This window comes from Rummeliibacillus pycnus (assembly GCF_044359855.1).
Taxonomy (GTDB): domain Bacteria; phylum Bacillota; class Bacilli; order Bacillales_A; family Planococcaceae; genus Rummeliibacillus; species Rummeliibacillus pycnus_A.
On record NZ_CP132291.1, the window covers coordinates 621,535 to 639,483 of the forward strand.

The 17,949-nt window shown below is 34.1% G+C and carries 13 protein-coding genes and 1 pseudogene; 5 read left to right on the forward strand and 9 right to left on the reverse strand.

Annotated features, from left to right (window positions below):
* Positions 1–200 precede the first annotated feature (200 nt).
* Positions 201–710: a VanZ family protein gene (locus Q8X41_RS02995; protein ID WP_397538782.1), complete on the forward strand. Its 510-nt coding sequence runs from the start codon at positions 201–203 to the stop codon at positions 708–710.
* A 504-nt stretch (positions 711–1,214) separates the two neighbouring features.
* Positions 1,215–1,838: a TetR/AcrR family transcriptional regulator gene (locus Q8X41_RS03000; protein WP_397538783.1), complete on the forward strand. Its 624-nt coding sequence runs from the start codon at positions 1,215–1,217 to the stop codon at positions 1,836–1,838.
* Positions 1,839–1,906: 68 nt separating this feature from the next.
* On the opposite strand, the gene Q8X41_RS03005 is transcribed toward Q8X41_RS03000, so the two are convergent.
* A complete protein-coding gene (locus Q8X41_RS03005) occupies positions 1,907–2,089 on the reverse strand; it encodes a hypothetical protein (protein WP_397538784.1) in 183 nt (60 codons plus the stop codon).
* 824 nt (positions 2,090–2,913) lie between these two features.
* Here Q8X41_RS03005 and Q8X41_RS03010 point away from each other — a divergent pair.
* Positions 2,914–3,249 carry a 2Fe-2S iron-sulfur cluster-binding protein gene (locus tag Q8X41_RS03010; RefSeq protein WP_397538785.1) on the forward strand — a complete coding sequence of 112 codons (336 nt, stop codon included), beginning with the start codon at positions 2,914–2,916 and terminating at the stop codon, positions 3,247–3,249.
* A gap of 121 nt (positions 3,250–3,370) precedes the next feature.
* Here Q8X41_RS03010 and cdaS read toward each other — a convergent pair whose 3' ends face one another.
* Positions 3,371–3,982, reverse strand: coding sequence for a sporulation-specific diadenylate cyclase CdaS (cdaS, locus tag Q8X41_RS03015; protein WP_397538786.1), 612 nt, complete (start codon positions 3,980–3,982; stop codon positions 3,371–3,373).
* 1,267 nt (positions 3,983–5,249) lie between these two features.
* Between cdaS and Q8X41_RS03020 the strand changes: the two genes are divergently transcribed.
* A complete protein-coding gene (locus Q8X41_RS03020) occupies positions 5,250–6,782 on the forward strand; it encodes a thiol-activated cytolysin family protein (RefSeq protein ID WP_397538787.1) in 1,533 nt (510 codons plus the stop codon).
* 777 nt (positions 6,783–7,559) lie between these two features.
* Here the strand turns inward: Q8X41_RS03020 and Q8X41_RS03025 are convergent.
* The 7 genes and pseudogenes from Q8X41_RS03025 to Q8X41_RS03055 all read right to left on the reverse strand — a co-directional run bounded on the left by Q8X41_RS03025 (position 7,560) and on the right by Q8X41_RS03055 (position 14,423).
* On the reverse strand, positions 7,560–8,072 hold the full coding sequence (locus Q8X41_RS03025) for a cysteine hydrolase family protein (protein WP_397538788.1): 513 nt from the start codon (positions 8,070–8,072) through the stop codon (positions 7,560–7,562).
* Between the two features lie 134 nt (positions 8,073–8,206).
* Positions 8,207–8,370: pseudogene (locus Q8X41_RS03030) on the reverse strand (GNAT family N-acetyltransferase); the annotation flags it as partial.
* A gap of 1 nt (position 8,371) precedes the next feature.
* Positions 8,372–10,498, reverse strand: a complete 2,127-nt coding sequence (locus tag Q8X41_RS03035; protein ID WP_397538789.1) for a DNA topoisomerase 3 — start codon at positions 10,496–10,498, stop codon at positions 8,372–8,374.
* 886 nt (positions 10,499–11,384) lie between these two features.
* On the reverse strand, positions 11,385–11,756 hold the full coding sequence (locus Q8X41_RS03040; protein ID WP_397538790.1) for a DUF2294 domain-containing protein: 372 nt from the start codon (positions 11,754–11,756) through the stop codon (positions 11,385–11,387).
* 86 nt (positions 11,757–11,842) lie between these two features.
* On the reverse strand, positions 11,843–12,451 hold the full coding sequence (locus Q8X41_RS03045; protein WP_397538791.1) for a trimeric intracellular cation channel family protein: 609 nt from the start codon (positions 12,449–12,451) through the stop codon (positions 11,843–11,845).
* A gap of 479 nt (positions 12,452–12,930) precedes the next feature.
* A complete protein-coding gene (gene moaA, locus Q8X41_RS03050; protein WP_397540190.1) occupies positions 12,931–13,953 on the reverse strand; it encodes a GTP 3',8-cyclase MoaA in 1,023 nt (340 codons plus the stop codon).
* A gap of 122 nt (positions 13,954–14,075) precedes the next feature.
* Positions 14,076–14,423, reverse strand: coding sequence for a DUF2294 domain-containing protein (locus Q8X41_RS03055; RefSeq protein ID WP_397538792.1), 348 nt, complete (start codon positions 14,421–14,423; stop codon positions 14,076–14,078).
* Positions 14,424–15,009: 586 nt separating this feature from the next.
* On the opposite strand from Q8X41_RS03055, the gene fdhF reads away from it, so the two are divergent.
* Positions 15,010–17,946 carry a formate dehydrogenase subunit alpha gene (gene fdhF / locus Q8X41_RS03060; RefSeq protein ID WP_397538793.1) on the forward strand — a complete coding sequence of 979 codons (2,937 nt, stop codon included), beginning with the start codon at positions 15,010–15,012 and terminating at the stop codon, positions 17,944–17,946.
* Positions 17,947–17,949: the final 3 nt, after the last annotated feature.

Here is a 17,949-nt window from a genome sequence, read left to right on the forward strand (position 1 = left end):
TATCACTATTGGAAACTTCAATCATTCTTACTGATTTCAAATATTTTTCTTTTAATTTCATTCATGTATTCTGTTCGTACTTTCAGTTCATGAACTTTCACGGAGAAGTTTAAGAGTTTCTTAAGAATTATCCTTACATTTCCTTAAGATATCTTGTATACACTTGAGATAAATCTAAGGAAATGAAAGGTCGATAAATGATGAAAAAATTCTTAAATATTACTTACTGGGCTATACTATTTTTCTACATATTTTTATTAGTTGATACAGTTTTTATAAGTAGAGATAGCATTAGAAGTGTTAATTTAATACCATTTGAGTCAATTAGAAACTTTATTATGGTTGATAACGGGATTGGTGGTACAAGAATCATTGATATGAACATTTGGGGAAATATTTTAATGTTCATTCCAGCCGGCATCTATTTGATACTCCATAATGCCTCAAAATCTATCACTAAAAACCTATTTTATATTTTCTTATTGAGCTTATTTATTGAAGTGGTTCAATATATCTTTGCTTTAGGAGCAACAGATGTTGATGATATTATTTTAAATTTAGCTGGTGGATTCATTGGGTTAATTATTTATAAAATTGCCGAGAAAATCTTTAAAGATGATATAAAAATTAAGAACGCTATATCTATACTATCTTTACTTGTAGGTTTGCCTATATTCTTCTTATTTATTATATTATTAATTGCAAATTAAGAGATCTCTAATGTACGATTCGCCTTCCGAAATTTCAAGTTTTTTATAAATTAGGTGACATGGAATAATTTATCCCTAACCTTTTGAACAATCTTTATTCAAAAGGTTAGGGATTCTTTTGTAATGAAATTCTTTTCATCCATATTTACCACCTGAACCTGCACAATATACTTCAAGTTCACTAATACCCTTCCTAATAAACCCAATGTCATATTTATTTTCTTTGACAGAAAAGATTGCTGTGCATTCTTCTTTGATCCTGAAAATCCAACTGAAGCTCCTTCAACAATTATCGTAGATTGTCGAGATATTTAAGCTATTTTCATGGAAGGACAAGGAGTACTATTCTAAATTCTAAGGGCCACTTTTATATGAAAGTGGCCCTTAGCAAGATTTACTTTTTTTGCATTGTTTTATCTACTATCAATTTGAAAAATCTAACAATTAAACAAAACTATGCTACACTATCAATTACAGATTGTATTGAGAGAAAGGTAAGGAATTATGATGGGAAAAATCCATGAACAAATGAATTTCGAAACACAGCAAAAATTTCAAGATGCTTTTATCGATATCATGGCAGTAGATGGTATTCAAGGTGTAACCGTTCGTGCATTAGCATCTGCAACTGGACTAAACCGTGGCACTTTTTATCTGCACTATACGGATAAATTTGATTTAATGACCCAAATACAAAACCGGTTACTTTCAGGTTTACAAGATTGCCTTGATAACATTGAACCATTGGATGGCTTAGGTTATATAAAAATCGGAAAACCTTATCCAGCCATTATTCAAATGTTTACATACTTTGGGCAAGAGTCAACAGCTTTTAAAGTGTTGTTAGGTCCGACTGGTGATCCAGCTTTTTCTCAAAAAGTAAAAACACTCTATAAAGAAACTATTTTGCAGAAGTTACTTTTGCGAATATCTCAACAAAGTAATGAACATACAGATCGTCATGAAATTAAGCAATTTAATAACTATTTTCTATCTTTCATCGTCTCTGCAATTTTTGGTGTCATCGAAGAATGGTTAGCGAATGATACACAAGAAACACCCGAAGAAATGGGAATTGTTCAATTAAATATTATTCAAATGATTCGCTCTCAATTGATTCGATTATAGTATTTATATAGAAAAAGCACCATTGATGAAACAATTTAACCTTGTTTCATCAATGGTGCTTTTAGTCGTTATTTATTAAGTTTTGACTGAGTCTCTTTATCAGTTGGTTTCCCCTGATTTTCATTATTATTTTTTGCTTTTGCTGCATTGTTTTGTCCAATAACATCTAAGTCATCAGGACTCAAATCGTAACCATAGCCGTATTCTTCACGGCTTACACTACTTTTCTTATTCTTATTATTCTTTGTCAATTTAGCTCACCTCCATCAAATAGAATTGTCTACTTCCTGCTGTTTTATACTTGGAAAGTAATCCTATATTAATAAGAGGTGAACAAAATAATTATGCTAAAGCATGCCATTTCTAAATTACGAATAAATTGGACAAGGGGTACACTCATCGATGAGCGTACCCCTTGGATTATATATATTAGCTAATTTATGAAAGTTCTAATTTCAACCCGATCATCCGGGGAATATTTACGAGAAAGTCTACCTTTCTTGCCGCGGTAAAATTCCACTGGAAAGCTTTCTAACTTAAGCAACGCGAACCCTACCTTCTTTCGCGTCCTTGTGACCCCAAAGTCACGCCAGTGTGAATAAGTATCTTCAAAAACAAATAGCAGAATGCCAATAACTCCTAAATTAGCTAATCAGCATATACTATATTATCGCATAGAATAATGTGTTTGTCTAATTTAATGCTTATAAACATAATGAAGTGTAGACATACTTATTATAGTTTCTTCAACTTTATTCTATAGGACAAGCATTCAGATAAACCGACCTTTTCATGGTATTCCATTTTTTCATAATCCATGGCACCACCAGGATTCATATGTCCAATTCAGCATCTCTGCTGTTGTTGAATAATTACATCTCCCCTTTTAAGTTTATTTATTTTTATCTTATTGCATTCTTTTTAATTTCTCATATAGACTACCGAGGTTTATAAAAAGATAATTATTTTTATTAATGAGCTTTGATTTCTATGCTCTGTCTAAAGTTTGCTCAATAAGGCGATAACTAGATTAATACCCTTACGAAATTTAATCATGTACTTGAGGTGATAATAAGTGCCATTTGTAACTATACTTGGTGGGAAAACTTTTGAAGTTGAAAATGGGAAAAAGTTAGTATTAGCCTTGGAGGATAACGGTGTAAATATTCTACATCGATGTGGTGGTAATGCTAAATGTACGACTTGCAGGGTAGAGATTCTGGCTGGAGATTATTTAGAATTAACCGACAAAGAAAAGAAAGCTTTTATTAATAAAGGAATTGACAATCATATAGTTGAAGATTTTTTGCGTTTATCCTGTCAAATTCTTGTAAATGGAGATATTACGATTCGTCCAATAATGACAGTAGAAAACACCGGAAAAGCTGCTGGGCCAAGACCTGTTGACTAGAAGTAGAAGTATTTTATTGCCAAAAAAAAAGCTTCACATAAGTAACAAGACTTAAGTGAAGCAATAATATTTAGTATGCATTTTGAAATCGGGTAGTTTTTCAAAATGCTAGCTGACAATGTCAGATTGAAATTGGGTAAAGCTCTCCGTTTAACGCAAAAGATACTCTACCTGTTTCCTCCGAAATCACTAGCACCAATGCATCACTTCGTTCTGATAAACCGATAGCCGCACGATGACGCGTACCTAGCTTTTTTTGATCACCTATAGACTTATTTGTAAGTGGAAGTACATTTGCAGCAGATTTAATATGATTTTGATTTACTAAAACAGCCCCATCATGTAATGGATTTCCAGGATAAAAAATGGATTCCAATAAAGAATGAGTAAGCTCTGCGTTTATAGTTATACCTGGCTGAATTAAAGACGCCAAGGAATCTTCCCGTTGAATAACGATTAAACCACCATGTCTTTTATTGGATAATTTTTGTGCGCAAATTGATATTTCTGGATATTTATCTGTATATGGTGCCAGGTAACAATTTAAATAGAAAGTAGCCGCTTTGACTTCAATATCACTAAATTTTTCTTTTACATTTTCAAAATTACCAAGAAGACAATAATTTTCTTTGCCCATTTCATCTAAACTATTCTGTAGTACAGCTATGACTTGTCGAATATCCTCTTTTAATACTTGTTCCATCGGTGTAAAATCGCAATTACATTCTTTCACAAACAAGCAACTCCCTCATAATCATTTCAACCTCGTTTACATGCTGTTATCATACAAAGCGAGATAAATTAAAGGCTTAATAACTCCATAGTGTAAAATCTTCTCTGATATTCATGATCCCTGTATTAAAAGTTTGTCTAAAATAGAATTTATTATTCCTTTGTTGGGAGTTGGATCGATTGCTTTATTAATTGAGTCAATTCCCAAAATGCTGTTCTAGTTAAAAAATACGAATATTTTCTAAATAATCAACTCCATAATTCGGAAAATATTGAATTTCTAGTATTTGATTAGTAAGCTGCTCCAGATGGCGCTTTCGTGCTAAGCGAGCGTTGAGCCTCCTCGGAAGCTAAAACATTGTACACCCATTTCGTTTTGAGGCCACTGAAAAAGTGTAGTAATGCAAATATTTATAATATATATCTGCTATTGAATAAGTGGAATTAGCTCCGCTTTCCTTGGGCGAACTGACGAGCCTCCTCGCTAAGCTCCAGTGTCTCGTCTAGCTCGTTTTCCCTCAGGACATTGAAAGAACTTCATCGAATGAACATCGCACGAAGAAAATGCGAATGCATTTTCGAGGACTCTCCGCTAATTCCACTTCAACGAAGATAGCTATACTAGATTTTTATCATAAATTTACAACTATTTTTACTTTTCAATGCCCACCTCACTTTCCCGCAGGACTTTGAATGTACCTCACTGAATTAACATCGCACGAAGGTAATGCGAATGCATTTTCGAGAACTAGCATCTTCCACTTCATAGACAATGTTCTAATTGATATGTTATATAACATGCCCCATTTAATGTTCGTGTATTATATTAAATTCCAACATTTAAAAGGCTTTTTATACTTTTAATACGTATCCTCTTTATTTAAATATTTAATCACATAACCGATATTATCATATAACCTGTAAAAGGTGATTGGGAAAGAAAATCAAGACCATTAAAATGAGGTTATGGGTTGAAATTGGTTCAAAATTAAAATATTCCAATTTCTAAAGGAGGTAATGCGAATGACTGATGCTCAAACAAAAATCAACGATTAAAGAAATGATCATTCGTTTAGTAAAGATAGATTATCTTGTAAAAGAGGTACATAGGAAGACAATCAAGTAATGTATGTTGTTGCAACTCAAAATGCATTGAATTTACAGAAATACTTTCAAGAAATCTTTGATTAACCCAAAATATTTCACGGATTCAGTGTTTAAAAAAATCTTTCTTCTATCTTACTAAAAAATTATAAGGAGTGAATTTTATGAACGTTCAAAGCTCTATTAAAGTAATAAAAGTACTAGTATGTTTATTAATTGGCTTTTGTACTATTAATTATTCGATTATCGCCTTCGCTGAAACACCTAAAAGTGATTCATCTATTGCACCAGAACAAGCTAGTGACATTGATACTGGTATAGCAAATTTAAAATATGATAATCAAAAGATTTTAGCAGTAGATGGTGAAAAAGTAGAGAATTTTGTGCCGAAAGAAGGTATAAATTCAAATGGGAAATTTGTAGTGGTTAATCGTGAGAAAAAATCTCTTTCAACTTCACCAGTGGATATTTCAATTATTGATTCTATGGTTAATCGTACATATCCAGGAGCAGTACAACTTGCAAATAAAGCTTTTGCGGATAATCAACCTAGTTTATTAGTGGCTAAGAGAAAACCTTTGAATATTAGTATAGACTTACCTGGTATGAGAAAAGAAAATACCATAACTGTTCAAAATCCAACATATAGTAATGTATCTGGAGCAGTAGATGATTTAGTATCTACTTGGAATGAAAAGTATTCAGCAACACATACGTTACCTGCAAGAATGCAGTATACAGAATCTATGGTTTATAGTAAATCTCAAATAGCAAGTGCTCTTAATGTTAACGCTAAATATCTTGATAATGGACTGAACATTGACTTTAATGCTGTTGCAAATGGAGAGAAAAAAGTGATGGTTGCGGCATATAAGCAAATATATTATTCCGTTAGTGCAGAACTACCTAACAATCCATCAGAACTTTTTGATAATAGTGTTACTTTTGACGAGTTAACTCGTAAAGGTGTAAGTAATGAGGCACCGCCTGTTATGGTGTCAAATGTAGCTTACGGCAGAACAATTTATGTAAAATTAGAAACAACATCTAAGAGCAAAGATGTACAAGCTGCCTTTAAAGCTTTACTTAAGAATAACAGCGTTGAAACGAGTGGACAGTACAAAGATATTTTTGAAGACAGTACCTTTACCGCTGTAGTATTAGGCGGAGATGCAAAAGAGCATAACAAGGTTATTACAAAAGATTTTAATGAAATACGAAATATTATTAAAGATAATGCAGAATTAAGTCCTAAAAATCCAGCATACCCAATTTCATATACTAGCACTTTCTTAAAAGATAATGCTGTTGCTGCTGTTCATAATAATACAGATTATATCGAGACTACAACTTCAGAATATTCCAGTGCTAAAATGACGCTTGATCATTATGGAGCATATGTTGCTCAATTTGATGTATCTTGGGATGAATACTCATATGATGAAAATGGAAAAGAAATACTAATCCATAAAACTTGGGAAGGAAACAACAGAGACAAAACTGCTCATTTCTCTACAGTCATACCACTTCCACCTAATTCAAAAAATGTGAAAGTCCTAGCGAGAGAATGTACAGGTCTTGCATGGGAATGGTGGAGAACAATTATTAATGAACAAAATGTTCCATTATCAAAAGAAATCAAAGTTTCAATTGGAGGAACTACATTATACCCCTCTGCTAATATTAGTTATAATTAAAGATAATGTATACTTCCGAAGCGCCCTATTTACAGGGCGCTTCATTCCTTATTATATTTTTGATCTCACTCAATTTAATCCCTCTATTCAAAGTTAATTTAACTTAAAAACTCCAATACTTAACAAGTATATGCAATAACCTTAAAAAATCATTGTTCCACCCCATTTTCCCAACAAAACCATTTACCCTATCTAAAATACCGAATAACAAACAGAAACTCGTTTGAAACCAAATTATTAATACCTCAACCAAATTCGATTTTAAGCGAATCTGATAAGTTATTTTCTTTGAAATAGAAACTTTTTATGCTGAAAATCATAAAAATGTTCTCCGATACATGCAATAGAAAAGCTTGTTACAAAAATGGTTATAATGATTTTAAGCACCCATTGCCAACCGTTTTCGTGTAAATAATGATGTGACAGATAAATGCAGCCCCGTAAAAAGAATCATCCAAAGCCCATATACATCATATTTCCCTTGGTTTAACTTTTGTTCTTGAAACGGATATATCTGGATATACAAAAAGGCTATCAGCATAACTGACAGCCCTATTCCTAATGCAAATCATATCAAATGTAGAGCCTGGATTAAAACTAATAATGTTTGCTCCTTTTTGAATAAGTGTGTACGCTGTAGGTGCTGCAATATCGCTATATTGATGAACAACACCACCGCATCTTTAATTTTTTAGGAATGATAAAATTGTTTAATTTTCGCTGATGAATCCTCGTTTTAGGATTCCTTTGATTGATCGATTTATATAATCGTTCATTCTAAGATTCATCTTCTATTAATTTTAAAAATCTGTGGTTCCATATATTTTCATAAAAATTAATTGTCTCTTTTGCAGACATAAATGGATTATTCAAAGTAGACGTTGCTTTCTGTATCATGAAGTTTTCGTATCCCAATCCATGAGCAAATTTAATCGTAGCATCCATACAGTATTCTGTTTGGGCGCCGCAAAATTCAATACGATGTACAGCTAATTGGTCTAAAAGATTTTTTAAGTTCGTTTTGTAAAAAGAATTTGCATGTATTTTTCTAACAAAAAAATCTTGTTCTTGAACATCTAGATTTGCATGAATAGCCCAAAGTTCTTCTTCAGGAACTAATTCTTCATCACAATGTTGAACAAAAATGATTGGTTTCTGTAATTCTCTATATAAGGCAATTCTATTATTTACTTTATTGAGTAAATTTTGTAAATCGAATAAATGATCTCCACTGAAACATACTCCATTTTGTAAATCGATAACGATTAATACATCTGCACAAGTCCCCATTATTTTTACCTCTTTCATTTTGGAATATGTTATTAATTCGATATTTGAGAATGTATTACACATTTTCATTTTGCAATAAACCATAGAAAACAAAATTTTTAATTGTACTTAGCTATACCTTATAACAGTATTTAAATGAGTGAGCGTCCAATACCGTTACGTCTAAAGTTTGGACGAGTCATTAACTTGTAAATTTCAGCTCTGTGGCTTCCATTTGTCTTTGTAAATAAATGCAATTGAACACGCCCACCACTTTATTGTTTATTTTAGCAATAAACAATATCACCTCTAGTACTAAGTTAAAATTCAAAAACTACTTTCCCCTGTTCCAACTTCAGTTTTGCAGAGAAACTTGAGCCCTTTTTTGATTTAAAGCCTTTCATCTCTTTTGTCACACCATTTTGACAAAGATCTTTTAATTGATTCGGTGAAAGTTTTTTGCTAGCTACTGTTTTAGAAACAGTGAATTTACATCCTGCCTTGTAATTGGAACAACCGTAGAATGATTTTCTTGCGATCATTTTCCCTTGATGGCAAATGGGACACTCTACAATTGGTTCGTTTGAAGGTGCTGCTTCTACTGCAGCTTGAATATTTGTACCTGCTACTTTTTCAGGTGTTACTTCAATTAAATGGTGAAGAAATTTTGAAACGCTTCCTAAGAATGCTTCTTGTGATCCATTCCCATTACCTATTTTCCGTAGATAGGTTTCCCATTTGGCGGTCATTGCTGGGCTAGATAATAGCGAACCCTCAATCGTTTCACAAAGTACTCTACCTTTATCTGTAATCATGACGATATTTTTTGCTACTTCTATATAACCATGTCTTTTAATCGTTTCAATAATCCCAGAACGCGTGGCTTCCGTACCTAGACCTTCCACTTCTTTTAAAATGTCACTTTCTCCCTCATCCTCTATGAACTTTCCACACGTTTTCATCATTTGTACAAGATGTCCTTCTGTATAAGGCTTTGGAGGTTGTGTTGTACCTTCTTGAATATGGATATGTGCTTCAACTATTTCTTGTTGTTTGACTTGTGGTAATAAAGGCTCTTCTTCCTTTTTCTTTTTGGATGAGACAGGCCACAGTTCTTGGAAACCATTATCCAACTCTACCTTGCCTACTGTTTTAAAATCAATGCCTTTAACATCTGTCATAATGGTTGTTTCTTCATATAAATAATCTCTATGGAACATCGCAAGCATACTACGGACGATCTCAAGATAAATATTCTGTTCCATTGGTGGCAACCCAGCTACCTTTTGTTCAGATGGAATTGTTTTAGTTGGGATGATTGCATAGTGTTCCTCAACTTTAGCATTATCAACATAGCGTTTCTGAGGATGGTGATTGGCTACCTCAAATGGGTGTCCAATAATTCTCTGATAGGCCGGAATTTGCCCTACTAGATAACCAAATTCTGCTTCTGTAATGTATTGACAGTCAGAACGAGGATAGGAAACAAGTTTCTTTTCGTATAAAGATTGCACAATCTCCAACACTTTCGCTGGACTATATTTCCAAATCTTATTGGCCTTAGCTTGTAAAGTAGATAACGAATGTAGCTTTGGTGGCTTAATCGATTTACGAGCCTTTTTCACATCTTTGATTATTCCAGGAAGAGCTTCATTTTCTACAATACCCGCTTGCATTAAAATGGCTTCAGCTTCTTCACGCTTGTCCTTTTTCACAGCAGCTTTCCCTTTATAAGGGCCAAATTCAGATAAAAAATCACCCGTCAACTCGTAGAAATTGGATGGCTTAAAGTTTTCAATCTCCATTTGGCGTTGATAAATCATATAAACAGTTGGTGATTGTACACGGCCAATTGACATTGTCTCGTTTAGTCCTTTTGCTTTTAAAAGCATCGTATATAAGCGACTCGCATTCATCCCTACTAACCAATCACTGATTTGTCTTGTCTGTGCTTCTTTATACAAAAGCATGTCCTTCTGGTTATCTCTTAAATTCGCAAAGCCTTTGCGAATTTCATCTATTTCTAAGGAATTGATCCATAATCTTTGGATTGGCTTATTGCGCACACCGGTTTGACGTAATATCGAATAAAAGATATTAGAACCTTCTCGGTCCACATCACATGCGTTAATCAATAAGTCTGCTTCCTTAAAAAGTCGTTTCACTTCTTGGAATTGATCCCACTTCCCTTTTGATACACGAAACTCATATTTTTCTGGAATCATTGGAAGTTGAGCAAGTGACCATCTTTTCCATTCAGTTTTGTAGTCTGCAGGTTGTTTTAGTTCAACTAAGTGGCCTATTCCCCAGGTAATTGTAGCACCTTGAGGAAATGTAGCTGTTGGCTGTAATTCTATGTAGTTTTTCGTTTTCTTCGCTACTTTAAAAGCGTCCGCATATGCCTTTGCTTGTGAAGGTTTTTCGGCAAATATAACGACACGTCCCATTTTAGGTCACTCCATTTCTTTTTATATACTGATATATCTAGTCATCGTCTTTTTTTAAAGTAACTTAAATAAAAAAGTATAAATTATATCATAATTCATAATAACATTTGATACTTTTTAATTCACTTATTCACTTATATGTAGCATTAGAAATAAGATTGATCAAAACAGTCTACTTTCCTCTTAAATTGGATTGATTTTTTATATGAATCAATTTCATATATCTATTTTCGGTTTGAAATACAATCATTTCAACACAATTACTTTTCAGAATTAAGATTTGGAAGTTCCGCTACAGACGGCGCTTTCCACGGGCTTGGCTTCAATCTCCTCGGGCCAACACGATGTTGGTCACGAAGCCGTCGCCACAGGATGTGGCGTTCTAGGCTTTGTCCCTTAAAATCATTCCTGTGGGGCTTTCAGCTCAAGCTTTCCCGAAGGACTTTGAATGAACTTCACTGAATTTACATCGCACGAAGGAAATGCGAATGCATTTTCGAGGACTCGCCGTCTTTCGCTCCACAATTACAAAATATGTGGTTGGAGGAATGCTCAAAGTAACGGTTTAGTTCTTACTTTTGGAGGCTATCAGACTACATATTCTAATTGCCTCGAAAGTTTTAAATAGATAATACATACAGGAGCAAACGTCCACCTTTCTTAAGAATCACCTAGATTTTTTAAGCAATTTTGATCATATACAAAAAGTACCCTATAGATAGACTTTTTAAATGCGTCTACAGGGTACCTTTTTTGAATAGTAAGCTATTTTTAATTATAAGAATCATGTCCTAAAGACAATACTCAAATAGAACTTACAACTACTACAATAATTATAAATACGTGCTGATTACAAACCTAAAAATTGCAACAGGAGATCATGAATTTAATTTTTAATATGACTATTGTCCATAATAGGTTTGTCAAACACATAAATTGTCATTGCGATATCCGTTTTAATACTGATATCTGTAAAAACATTGACAAGTTTCGCCTGAACTATGTCCTCAAGCTTTTTCACCTTTGCAGGGTCCTCATAAATTTCTTTCACTAATGTCGTCCTTGCTTTATGAACCATCTGTTGTCCTTCTTCTGTTTCAATCATAAACTTTTCAACATTCGTTAAATTACCTTTCATCTCACAAATTACCCAAGAACCTACAATACGAACATTAATTTCTCTTGGGCCATTTCCGATATTTTCCTTACGGATTTCGCGGATTAACATACTCATTGCATGTTCCATTTTTTTTATCATTATATCCCTCCTCGGATTCTGTTTTTTAATTTTCTTCTAGGTTATTCGTTATAATATTGATTCAAATACATCATTAATTTACAGAGTTATAAATGTTTTTCAGGCTGATTGCAAGGAAGTTTTAGTCTCCATTTATAATGAACCGATAGCATACGAATAAATACAACGAGAACTACTATGGTCGACAATTCAATAGGACTGCTCCACCCAGCCCAAATACAAAAAGCGCATAAGAATGTAAGTATTGCATGAATTTCTTCCTTTAAAGCAAGTGGAGGTCTACCCGCTAACAAATCTCGAACCATCCCTCCACAAACACCAGTAAACATAGAAGCTATGACAATAATACCTAGATCATAATTCAAACTTTTTGCTAATAGTGCACCATTTATCGCAAAAGAAGCAAGACCAATAGAATCAAAGAAATATCCCCATCGTTTCCAATGATGAACCCATTTCCTCTCAATGAATACGATTGTAGATAGCGTTATCATTACAACAAATAAGGATTGACGATCCCATATTTCAGAAATTGGGACATCGAGAACTATGTTTCTAATCACAGATCCACCATATGACGTTGTAAGTCCAAGCACAAATATTCCAATAAAGGAATATTTAGCCTCCATAGCAACAAATGCACCACTTGCTGCGTAAGCAATAATTCCGATTGTGTGTAAAACCGACCAAGTCAATTGACTCTCTCCCCCTTTATCAAAACTAAGTCTTTATTCTCGAAGTCAGAGACTTGATTAGTTTGTGTGTAATAGGAAAATTTCAGTTAGAAGGACCTCATTACCCCAAAATAAAAAACCCGCCATAAAATAGTTTGCGTATGACTTTACACAAACTATTTTATGGCGGGCTAATATCTAAGCAGTTCATCCTACTAGTTTATCCATCTCACCATTTAAAAATAAAAAAAGAAATAGAAGTAAGCAATCTAGCATTACTTATCATCCATAAACTTATATTATATAAGTATATTACATTAAACATTATAACTCAATATCAAATTTACAAATAATTACGTTGAAAAGCAACAAAATTCCCTTTTAAATACCGTGATTATTTCTTCACTTTAAAACCTCAACATCTGTTAGTTTCCAATCGAAAACATTGTTACTTTACCTTTATCGAAAGCTACTATTCTATTTTTGATAATCTATTTTGACTATCCACCGATATGTGACATTTCGATTTTTGATTTTTTTCTTTTTTCCATCGTTTGTTCATTTCGTTCATCGGAATAGCGGTCATTTCGATTTTCCCAAACATCCGAAATGCATTCGATGATTGATGCATCATCTTCCCCAGTTCTTAACAATTCTCGTAGATCAGTTCCATCTGTTGCAAATAAACAAGTATATAATTTTCCTTCTGCCGAAATACGGGCACGCGTACAAGTTGAACAGAATGAATCTGTAACAGATGATATTACGCCAATTTCGCCCTGATCATCTTGATATTGATAACGCGTAGCTACTTCCCCTTTATAATTAGGATCAACATGGTTCAAAGGGGAAAATTGATGAACTTGTTCAACGATTTCTTTCTTCGACACAACATCATCTAGTCGCCAACCATTTGTGTTACCTACGTCCATATATTCTACAAAACGAAGAATATGCTGTTTGTCTTTAAAAAATTCTGCCATCGAAACGATATCTTGTTCATTTTTTCCTTTTTTAACAACCATATTAATTTTCACTTGTAAGCCTGCTTCTGCAGCTTTTTCAATACCTTCTAATACCGTTTTCACTTTTCCCCGATGACCATTCATCTCGAAAAAACGGTCTTCGTCTAGCGAATCTAGGCTAACAGCAACTCGCGATAATCCTGCTTTTGCCAAATCATTTGCATATTTTTTCAATAAAGTACCATTTGTGGTTAAAGCAATATCTTCTACTCCACCTATACGATGAATGCGTTCAATTAATTTTGGTAGATCTCGACGTAGTAAAGGCTCACCACCGGTAATACGCACTTTTTTCACACCTAATGAGACAAAAATCTTTACTAATCGTTCGATTTCTTCAAAACTCAATATTTTATCTGACGGTAAAAAAGCGTAATCTGGACCAAACACTTCTGCTGGCATGCAATATTGACAACGAAAATTACAACGATCTGTTACTGAAATCCTTAAATCTCTTAGCGGTCTGTGTAGTTGGTCTTGTAGAGTGTTAATTTTAATCTCTTCCCTTCATTTTAGTCGATTGTTCATTTGTGAGTAATTGATTACGCTCTTTGTGCGTACAGAACAATTTCTAACGCGTAAAATCTCTCGTGATTCTGCCCTTTTCATAAGACACCCCGTTATTCACTAATATTATCCTCAAAAACAAATACAGAAATAGCAACATCTTCTTCAATTTTAATATCTGAAAATAAATGGAGTAACTTAGTGCCCATCAATTCTTCCATACCTTCTGGGGGTGATTTAGGATATAAATCTTGAATCATACTAGTACGTGCAGCATGGACCATTTTTAACCCTTCTGGTGTACTCGCAATAAACTTTTCTGTTGGTGTTATATTGCCATACAAAGTTGAAATAGCCATGTTCTCAACGAAAACAGTATGCATACGCTCTGGTCCTTTTCCAAATATATCTTTGCGTAGTTTTCGAATAATGTCGTTAAATTCATGCACTTTTTTTGACATCTTGACGATTCTCCCAACGTAATTAAACTTTTTTTATGTCTTGTTATCGTGAGACCACCCTTACAGTTTGTTAATGATATAGCAACTTGAAAAAAAATTAAAGAGAAAATATTTATTTACAATTATACCCATTTATAAATATTTATAATTATTCTTGTCCATTTTGAATGATGGGGCTATAATAAGTGATATTACAAATGGAATTGAGATATTTTGATTCTTATTTCGTAGTTTTATACGAATTAAGTTGATCTATATTTGAATTCTATTGTTATACTAAAAAAATAAAGTAGATTGAGTTTTTAGCAAGTCCTGCTAAGAATTTTATCCACCATGAATAATCAGCACGTGTAGATCGTGCCGTTTCATGGTGGATTTTTTTATTTTTAGAGCAATGTCAACAATATGATAACTCGTTAATGAACGTTTCTTAATCCACTTTGGTATAGCAACACGATAAATCGAGAATTGAAATTATAACTAGACAATCTTAATCAGAGCAACCAACTCGATATACTTCCCTGCTTTACCATAAGTATTAACCTGTTGTCTTATAAGTGACAAAGAACTAAAGGAGGATATTACCTTGTCTAAAATTAAAATTAACGGCGTTCCGTATGATGTAGCAGAAGGAGCTACTATCCTTGATATCATTAATCAAAATGATATCGCCCATCCACAAATCTGTCATGTACCATCTGTTGATCCTATCGAAACTTGCGATACATGTATCGTTGAAGTTGATGGTCAATTGCTTCGATCTTGTTCAACAAAAGCAGTAGATGGAATGGACGTCCAACTTACTTCTGATAGAGCGAAAGCTGCACAAACAGAAGCAATGGATCGTCTTCTAGAAAATCACTTGCTGTACTGTACAGTTTGCGATAATAACAACGGTAACTGTACTTTACACAACACAGCAGAATTGATGGAAATTGAACATCAAAAATATCCTTATGAACCAAAAGTTGATCCACATGAAGTAGACATGTCACATCCATTTTATCGTTATGATCCAAACCAATGTATCGCATGTGGGCAATGTGTAGAAGTTTGTCAAAACTTACAAGTTAACGAAACATTATCCCTAGATTGGGAAGCAGAAAGACCACGAGTTATTTGGGATGAAGGTGTTAATATTAACGATTCTTCATGTGTAAGTTGTGGACAATGTGTAACAGTTTGTCCTTGTAACGCATTAATGGAAAAATCAATGCTTGGAGAAGCTGGTTTTATGACTGGGCTTAAACAGGATATGTTAGAACCGATGATCGGTTTAATTAAAGACGTTGAACCAGGGTATAGCGGTATCTTCGCCATTTCTGAAATCGAAGCATCAATGCGTAGTAAACGTACTAGAAAAACAAAAACAGTCTGTACTTTCTGTGGTGTAGGTTGTTCGTTCGAAGTTTGGACAAAAGGTCGCAAAATCTTAAAAGTTCAACCTTCTGAAGGCCCTGTAAATGCCATTTCTACTTGTGTAAAAGGTAAATTCGGTTGGGACTTCGTCAACTCTGAAGAACGTATTACAAAACCATTAATTCGTAAAAATGATGAATTTGTTGAATCATCATGGGACGAAGCACTTGACTTGATTGCTTCTAAACTTGGTGGTATTCAAAAAGAATATGGTCCGGGTTCTGTTGGTTTTATCTCTTCTTCCAAAATTACGAATGAAGAAAGCTATTTAATTCAAAAAATGGCACGTCAATTGTTCGAAACAAACGACATCGATAACTGTTCCCGTTATTGCCAATCACCAGCTACAGACGGTTTATTACGTACAGTTGGTTTGGGTGGTGATGCAGGAACAATCAAAGATATAGCAAAAGCTGGTCTTGTCATAATTGTTGGTGCAAACCCTACAGAAGGTCACCCTGTTTTAGCTACTCGAGTAAAACGTGCTCATAAATTACATGGTCAAAAATTAATAGTTTCCGATGTTCGTAAACATGAAATGGCTGAACGTTCCGACATCTTTATGCATCCAAAACAAGGTACAGATCAAGTGTGGTTAATGGCCGTTACAAAATATTTGATTGATCAAGGTTGGCATGACAAAACCTTCATCAAAGAGAATGTGAATTTCTTCGATGACTTCAAAATTGTGCTTGAAAAATACACACTGGATTATGCAGTAGAAAAAACGGGTATTTCAAAAGAAACACTGATTAACGTTGCTGAAATGATTCGTGATGCAGACGGTACATGTATTCTTTGGGGTATGGGTGTTACACAAAATACAGGTGGTTCAGATACATCAGCTGCTATTTCAAATCTCCTTTTAGCTACTGGTAACTATCGTCGTCCAGGTGCAGGTGCCTACCCTCTTCGTGGTCATAACAACGTGCAAGGTGCTTGTGACATGGGTACACTTCCAAACCTATTACCTGGTTATCAAAAAGTAACAAACGATAAAGAACGTGCAAAATTTGAAAAAGCCTATGGTGTCAAAATCCAACCACAACCTGGTCGTAATAATATGGAAATGTTAGATGCGATTATGGAAGGTAAAATGAAAGCTATGTATTTAGTTGGAGAAGATATGGCGCTTGTAGACTGTAATGCAAACCATATAGATGAAGTTCTATCACAATTAGATTTCTTTGTTGTACAAGACTGTTTCCTATCACGTACAGCTCAATACGCAGATGTTATTTTACCTGCAGCACCATCTCTTGAAAAAGAAGGTACATTCACAAACACAGAACGTCGTGTTCAACGTCTATATCAAGTGTTACCAACGCTTGGAGAATCCAAAGCTGATTGGGAAATTCTTAGAGAAGTAGCTCGTCGTCTAGGTGCAGATTGGAATTACAGCCACCCAAGTGAAATCTTTGCTGAGATGGCTAGTCTTTCTCCAATCTTTGCTCAAGCAAACTATGATGTTTTAGAAAATTGGGGTAGCTTCTGTTGGGGTAGCCTTGATGGTAAAGATACACCTTTATTATATGAAGATGGTTTTAACTTCCCTGACAAAAAGGCTCGTTTTGCTTTATATGATTGGGTAAAACCTGCAGAATTTGAAGCACAATATGACTGTCATATTAACAACGGTCGTGTACTTGAACACTTCCACGAAGGAAACATGACAAATAAATCACAAGGTATTCAATCGAAAGTACCTGAGGTTTTCGTTGAAGTATCACCAGAATTAGCAAAAGAACGCAGCATAGAAGATGGGTCACTTCTTCGTTTAGTTTCTCCATACGGCGCATTAAAATTAAATGCCCTAGTAACTGATCGTGTACAAGGAAATGAACTATTCATACCAATGAACTCTGTTAGCAAAGATTCAGCGATTAACTTCTTAACAGGTCCGGCTGCAGACATCCGTACATCTACACCGGCATACAAACAAACAAAAGTACGTGTTGAAGTGTTGAAACGAAAAGGAAAAAATCCACTTCCTAGAACTAACCCACGTTATAAAAAACGTCATCCACAAAATGGTGTTGAAGTACAACGTAAATGGAATCGTCCTGCCTACGTTCACTTAACAACCAATAACGAAGGGGAGTGATAA